Below are 6,023 nucleotides of genomic sequence, written 5' to 3'. Positions count from 1 at the left end.
GTACTCCGACAGCAGGTAGCTGACGGCGAAGCGCAAAAGCCTGAGTGCCCGTTACGCGGCTCGGCGACCACCGCACCCAGATGATCTGGGCCCATACCCCTACTGCCTCTCCTTGCTTGTCACCCACTTCGCGGGTGGCGGGCAGTTGCGGCTGAAGTAATCGTCGGAAGGGGTGGCGCTGACCCGGTGCCAGGGTTTGAGGAGGAACGGCGCGGGGGAGCCGGTGAAAGCTTCAGGGTGTCGCCCCGCATACTGAAAGCGAAGGAGAAGAATTCGCCGGGCTTGTTGTAGCCCTTGTGCGGTGCTTTGGGGTAGCCGCCCTCGATGATCGCCCAGGAGAATGTCGGCCCGGAGAAGGTGACCTTGCCGTACGCCCAGGTGCAAGCGTCCTTGTTCTCCTGGCTGTAGGCGAGGCGGTCTCCCCTGAAGACGTACACCCACTTGCCGTAGTTCTCCGGGACGTCCTCGTGAGGGTCCGGCCCGGCGGCCAGAAGGTCGGCGTGCGTCGTCGTCACCGTGTAGACCCCGCCCGGCCGGACGGTCGCGGACTTCGAGGCTGTCTGCGAGCTCTTGGAGACCTTGCCTGTCCCCTCCGAGCAGCCGGCCACGAGCAGCACCGTTCCCGGACCAGCGCGACACTGGCCGTGACCTTGTTCATGGTGGCGTCTTCTTCCACTCCACTGTGCCGGATCTTGTGGGCTTGCGCCTGGGCCGACCCATCCCGCTCGTCCCGAGATTACGGTTCCGGCGGTTACCGCGCATTCGGACCCGCCCTGGCTCAGTCCAGCCATCCGATCGCCCGACAGGGCAACGTAATGGTGCTTCCCCGCTGGAGACGCCCATAGCCCTGGCGGGGACTTCTCCTGCATCGCCGAAGCGCGTCATGTCGCCGCCAGCTTCCTGGTCCGCATCCAGACCGACCACGGCGCGCCGGTCTCCTCACGTGCCATGGAGATGACGCGGCTGGTGGTCAGTGAACTGGCCACCAACGCCCGCAAGTACGCCCCGGCCCCGCCCTGTTGGAACTTCGCGTTGCCGACGCAAGGGTGAGGGTGACCGGGGACAGCGACCCCGCCCTGCCGGTGGCGGGGGCCGCAGAACCCGGCCGGGTCGGCCAGCACGGCATGGAGATCGTCGCGGCCGTCGCCCAGAGCTTCGCGGTGCCTCGCGAGCCGGTCGGCAAACGCATCACCGCAACCATCGCCCTAGTTGAAGAACCCCGATGCAGACCCAGCCACCTGGTAGAAATTGGATGTTTTCAGCTGGTAGGACGCCACCGTGGCACTCAGGGGAATTTCGGCTCGGAAAACAGCGATTGTCCTCCGGCTTGTTCCGCTTTTGCCGGTCAACCTCGGGAGACCTGTAATCAGTCAGACGGCGCAAGCAGCCACCGCCACCGCTCGCAGTCGCTCGCACTCGGATCTAGCGTCGTTCACATCCATCTTCACACGTGAAACGAGGCGCCGAGATGCCGATTCTGGTAGTCAATAAGGCCGCAGGCTGGAACCAGGAGCTCTACCAGGCTACCTTCGACCGGGCGATCCCGGACCCGACGAATCCCCCCGCTGGGCTTATCGCCCACTTCGGGGCACCCGGCGAGACGGGCGGCTGGCAGGTCATTGACGTATGGGAGTCGGAAGACGCGTTCCGGCGCTTCATCGAAGAACACGTCAAGCCGGCCGCGCAGGAACTCGGGGCGCCACCGTTCGAGTCGAAGGTGGTCGAGGTCTACAACGCTTTGATCCCGTAACTACCGCCTGGGCGCGGACCGAATCAACGCGTCGGAGGTGTAACCGCTGCACTCCCCTCCTGAGGGGGAAGGACCACAAGGTTAGCGGTTCGTTCTCAGCGTGGGACTCTCGGGTGTACTCGCCCGGGGTGCTAGGTATGTTGCGAAAGTGAATCTCGTTCATTGATGATCACGTTCTGTGGGACGTGGGGACCTGACGAACGGCCAGTGGGTCCGGCTTGAGCCGCTGCTGCCGCGGGGCATCAAGCCGGGCCGGCCGCAGGTGTGGACGCGGCGGCGGCTGATAGACGGCATACGGTGGCGAACGCGGACCGGTGGCCCCGTGGCGTGACGTGCCGGAACGCTATGGGCCGTGGGACCGGGTCTACGACCTGTTCCGGCGCTGGCAGCGCGACGGAACCTGGGCAAGGATCCTCACCCAGCTGCAGGCTGAGGCAGACGCGAAGGACATGATCACCTGGGAGGTGCACGCCGACTCCACGGTCTTCCGGGCCCACCAGCATTCGGCCGGAGTCGCGAAAAAGGGGGACCTCTAGAAGGAGCTGCCCGGCGGGATCGCCGTCGAGCCGGCCGACCACGCGCTCGGACGGTCCCGAGGCGGCCTGACCAGCAAAATCCACCCCGCCGTCGAGCAGGTCCAGAAGCCGTTGTCCGTCGTGATCACGGCCGGGCAGCGGGGTGATTCCCCGCAGTTCGAGCGGGTCCTGGAAGCGATCCCTGCCCCGGACCGGAGTTGGCAGGCCGCGCAAGCGACCGGGCCGGGTGCGTGCCGACAAAGCCTACGACTCCCGCGACAACCGGTCCTACCTGCGCAGACGCGGGATCAAGGCCACGATTCCGGTCCGGGCGGACCGGGTCCGCAACCGGCTGGGGCGCGGCTCGCGCGGCGGGCGTCCGCCGAAGTTCGACAAGGACGGCTACGAGCAGCGGCACGCGGTCGAGTGCGGGATCAACCGGCTCAAGCGCCACCGGGCCGTCGCCACGAGGTACGACAAACTCACCGTCCGCTACGAAGCGACCGTGCCCCTAGCCGAGCGACAGGTTTTCCGGTCGTAGGCGCCGGAGTGCAGCAGATCCCAACGCTGTGGGTCAGCGCCACTTATGTCCCCGACGGCCGCGGCTGCTCCGGCGGAACCGAGCTCTCGGCAGCCGCCATCCACTGGTCCAGGTCGGCCTGGGTGAACTCTGTCCACGGTGGGATTTCGGGGAGCTGGCGGAGGAGGTCGTAGGCCTCGGGGATCTGGGGGCCACGGAGGACTGGGCAATGGCAGCCGGCGATGACCTCGGCGTTCAGGTGTTGGAAGTCGGTGACGACCGTGCCGAACTTCTGGGCGTCCAGCAGCGCGACCCAGGGGGAGACCAGGCGCCCGCCGAAGAACTGGCCGTCGCGGAATTCGTCGGGCGACATCGCTGCTGTCTCGGGCATCGGGGTCGGCACGTTCGTGGCGAAGGTATCGACGGACCACAGGACGTTGGTCTTCGGGTCGAAGAGGGCGCGGGTTGTGGGGTTGTCGTACAGGGGTGGTCGCTTGGCGACCAGGGTGCGGTCGCCCGCGTCGATCGTGTCGCCGTCGGTCATGAAGCGGCACCGGTTGATGGGGGTCTCCCACTCCTCGGCCATGCGGCCGATGGAGAACCATGTCGTCAGCAGGGTCGCGTTCGGGCATTCCGCGAGGACTGCCAGGAGGTTGCCGGCGTGATCGCGGTCGTCGTGGGTGAGGAAGATCCACCGCACGTCCAGGGGATCCACGACGGACCAGGCTGCATCCAGCCACTGGGCACGCACTGCGGGCGCCCCGGTATCCACGAGGACCGGTTCGGCTCCCCGGATTACCATCGAATTCATCGGGAAGTGGCCGACCGGCGGGGCCTCAAGAGCCCACGGGATGACGAACGTCTCCTCGGCAATCTTGTACGGCTGCAGAAGGTTGAACGTATACATAGTTGTCATCGCTGCTCTCCTTAAGGCGGAGTCGCCGCAGCGTCCATGAATCCAGTGCAGCCCCGTGCCGGGCTGACGTCAAACGGGGAAGTCGTGACGGTCGGCTTCGGTGAGCGACGAGAGGTGCACGGTCGGCGTCGCCGACAGGTCTCGCCCTGGCCATCGGCTGAGCCCAACCGTCGGTTAGCCTCGCAGCTGCATTGCTTGGGGGGCTGGCGTTGACGCCCGTGGGTGCTGTGCGGACTTTCAGACACGCCCTAGTCGTCAGGGGGGCGCTGGTGAAGGATGCGTGGCGAGGTCGATGATATGGAGGATGTCCCGCTCGCTCACTGTGATGCTGCCCAGACGTACACCGAACCCGGCACGTAGTCCTCGAAGTACCGTTCCTGGATCGGGACGTTGAAGTCTGCGTCGCTCAACGTGGTGGTGGTCGTCATCGGCGGCACGATAGCCGTGCGCCCCGTGGGTGGCAGCCCGGGCTCGATGGTCCATGCGCGAACACCGCCACGCTGTGCGAGGTCGCGCCGCAGTGGAATGCGTGCTGTCCTGGAACCATTCACAGGAGTGCACGCCGATGGGTCACAGCCGGATTTCCAGCTTCGCATCCGCCCGGTCGCCCGCGCCGACCGGTGCCAGACGACTTCTGGCGCGCGTTCTTCCTGGAGGACCGTCCGCTCGCCGCCAAGCTGATCGGACGTCTCATCGGGCCCCTGGTGGCGGTCGCCACGTTCGTCTGCTCCATGGGCAACGTGCCGTTGGCCGTGGTGCTGTGGAAGGGCGGCATCAGCTTGGGCGGCGTGATCGCCTTCATCTTCGCGGACCTGCCGATCCTGACATCTACCGGAAGTACTACGGCGCCCGGATGGCCGTCTTCCTGCTGGTCACTTCCCTCGCCGCGATGGCCGTGGCCGGATACGTCGTCGAGTTCACCTCCGGCGGGCTGGGACTGATCCCGACCAGGCCGACGCCACGCATCCCGATAAGGGGGCCACCTGGAACTACACGACCTGGCTCAACATCGCCTTCCTGCTGCTGGCCGCGAGTCTGCTCGCACGAGCGGACCGGCCATGCTGCGGATGATGGGTGACTCACCCGAAGCCGGCGAACAGGGGCGTGAGCACGCCCCTATGAGTGATCGTCAGCGTGCGCGCACAGACGGTCTGGTGGAGCACCCGCGCCGCCTGAGCCGGGGCCAGCCGGGACTGGATCAGGTACCGCTCGGTGATCTGGTCCGGGGCCAGGTCGATTGCTGCATCACGGCCCCACGGTAAACAGCCGGGCCCGGCCCTCGCACCGGAGGGGCCCGGAGCGCGTGCCCGCTCGTCAGCGGGCGATGTGGTCGATCATGGGCCCTCGTTTCCAGAAGACGCCCATGGTGTCTTCGTCACGGGCCATCCACACCATGCGGGGGCCGCCGTTGTCGGCGGCTTCGGCGATGCACTCCACCAGCGTCATGCAGAGGTCCCCGGCTTCGCCCTCCTCGATGTCGTCGGTCGGGAAACCGGCCCGCACGTCCTGGCGGACGTCCTGCCCGCCCCGAAGAGCAACAATCAGGAATGCAGGCTGCTTCACGTCCCACCACACCTGCTCGATGGTGTCGGCCCGCACGAGCCGCACACCCAGGGCTTGGCTGTGCAGTTCCACCCAGACGTCTGCGACGGCCATCAGCGCTGCCCTTCCGATGAGCACCGCGGCGCCATGCCGATCGCGTAGGCGATGTCCTCGGACAGGCTTGCGTAGGGGGGCCGGCCTTCTCGACGATCCCGGCGAGCACCCCGGGCCTGGCGTAGTAGGCGCAGTCGGTCAGCCCAGCCTCCAGGCGGGCCAGACGGCGCAGCAAGCGTTCCATGTCGACAGGGTCACCGCCGCGCATCGCCTTCCACGAGTGCGCGTACCGGTTCGCCCAGTCCTGCAAGTGGGCAGCCTCGCCATCGCACAGTCCATCTTCGCCCTGCCGGCCGTGATGGCGAACGCCCATCGGACGGTGCCGGTGGTGCCGGGCGGCGGAGGGACGGTAGTAGACCCAGAGTTCCACGCCGCTGCGCTTGAGTCGACCACCACCGACCCGGGCACCAGGTCCCACGCCTTCTCGATGGCGGCTGCGGCCTTGTCGATGTCATTGGCCGGTCGTCCGGTCACCAGCTGCACGTGCCCGAGCCAGCCGTCACCGTGCTCCAGCACATCAAGCACTGCTCCCGGCAAGCGGCCCGTCCGGACAGGCGATCTCCCGCGCCCACACCTCCTGAACGTCCTTGCTGCTCTGGAGGAACCGCTCGCGCCTGCGCTGCCGTTCGTGGTCCGCCATCGGCCCCTCTTCCCGTAGATCGACCC

The 6,023-nt window shown here is 67.1% G+C and carries 5 protein-coding genes and 2 pseudogenes; 3 read left to right on the top strand and 4 right to left on the bottom strand.

Translation table 11 applies throughout. The features are described 5' to 3' along the window. Positions 1-119: 119 nt before the first annotated feature. The gene (locus AQJ46_RS50580) at positions 120-608 is read right to left on the bottom strand and encodes a hypothetical protein (protein ID WP_159064276.1); all 489 of its coding nucleotides are present in this window, start codon (positions 606-608) and stop codon (positions 120-122) included. An 860-nt stretch (positions 609-1,468) separates the two neighbouring features. On the opposite strand from AQJ46_RS50580, the gene AQJ46_RS50570 reads away from it, so the two are divergent. Both AQJ46_RS50570 and AQJ46_RS53835 read left to right on the top strand, forming a co-directional pair. Beyond that, entirely contained in the window at positions 1,469-1,750 is a 282-nt protein-coding gene (locus AQJ46_RS50570; RefSeq protein ID WP_059212121.1) for a hypothetical protein, read from the top strand. A gap of 178 nt (positions 1,751-1,928) precedes the next feature. Beyond that, positions 1,929-2,806, top strand: a pseudogene (locus AQJ46_RS53835) (IS5 family transposase). Between the two features lie 43 nt (positions 2,807-2,849). On the opposite strand, the gene AQJ46_RS50555 reads toward AQJ46_RS53835, so the two are convergent. After that, positions 2,850-3,701, bottom strand: a complete 852-nt coding sequence (locus AQJ46_RS50555; RefSeq protein ID WP_225887673.1) for an MBL fold metallo-hydrolase — start codon at positions 3,699-3,701, stop codon at positions 2,850-2,852. 620 nt (positions 3,702-4,321) lie between these two features. Here AQJ46_RS50555 and AQJ46_RS58310 point away from each other — a divergent pair. After that, positions 4,322-4,813, top strand: a pseudogene (locus tag AQJ46_RS58310) (permease); the annotation flags it as partial. A gap of 202 nt (positions 4,814-5,015) precedes the next feature. On the opposite strand, the gene AQJ46_RS50545 reads toward AQJ46_RS58310, so the two are convergent. Together AQJ46_RS50545 and AQJ46_RS58720 are read right to left on the bottom strand one after the other, a co-directional pair. Continuing rightward, complete coding sequence (locus AQJ46_RS50545; protein WP_159064275.1) at positions 5,016-5,357, bottom strand: hypothetical protein; 342 nt, start codon at positions 5,355-5,357, stop codon at positions 5,016-5,018. Positions 5,358-5,874: 517 nt separating this feature from the next. Beyond that, positions 5,875-5,997 (bottom strand): hypothetical protein, encoded by a 123-nt coding sequence (locus AQJ46_RS58720; protein ID WP_263972928.1) that lies wholly within the window; start codon positions 5,995-5,997, stop codon positions 5,875-5,877. Positions 5,998-6,023: the final 26 nt, after the last annotated feature.

The sequence above is a fragment of the Streptomyces canus genome (assembly GCF_001514145.1).
GTDB classification, from domain to species: Bacteria; Actinomycetota; Actinomycetes; order Streptomycetales; family Streptomycetaceae; genus Streptomyces; species Streptomyces canus.
This window is presented reverse-complemented; position numbering and strand designations above follow the sequence as displayed.

Bases quoted from the DNA above. Each gene is read 5' to 3' on its own strand.
- AQJ46_RS50570 (WP_059212121.1), top strand. From the start codon at position 1,469: ATGCCGATTCTGGTAGTCAATAAGGCCGCAGGCTGGAACCAGGAGCTC.
- AQJ46_RS50555 (WP_225887673.1), bottom strand. From the start codon at position 3,701: ATGACAACTATGTATACGTTCAACCTTCTGCAGCCGTACAAGATTGCC.
- AQJ46_RS50545 (WP_159064275.1), bottom strand. From the start codon at position 5,357: ATGGCCGTCGCAGACGTCTGGGTGGAACTGCACAGCCAAGCCCTGGGT.
- AQJ46_RS58720 (WP_263972928.1), bottom strand. From the start codon at position 5,997: ATGGCGGACCACGAACGGCAGCGCAGGCGCGAGCGGTTCCTCCAGAGC.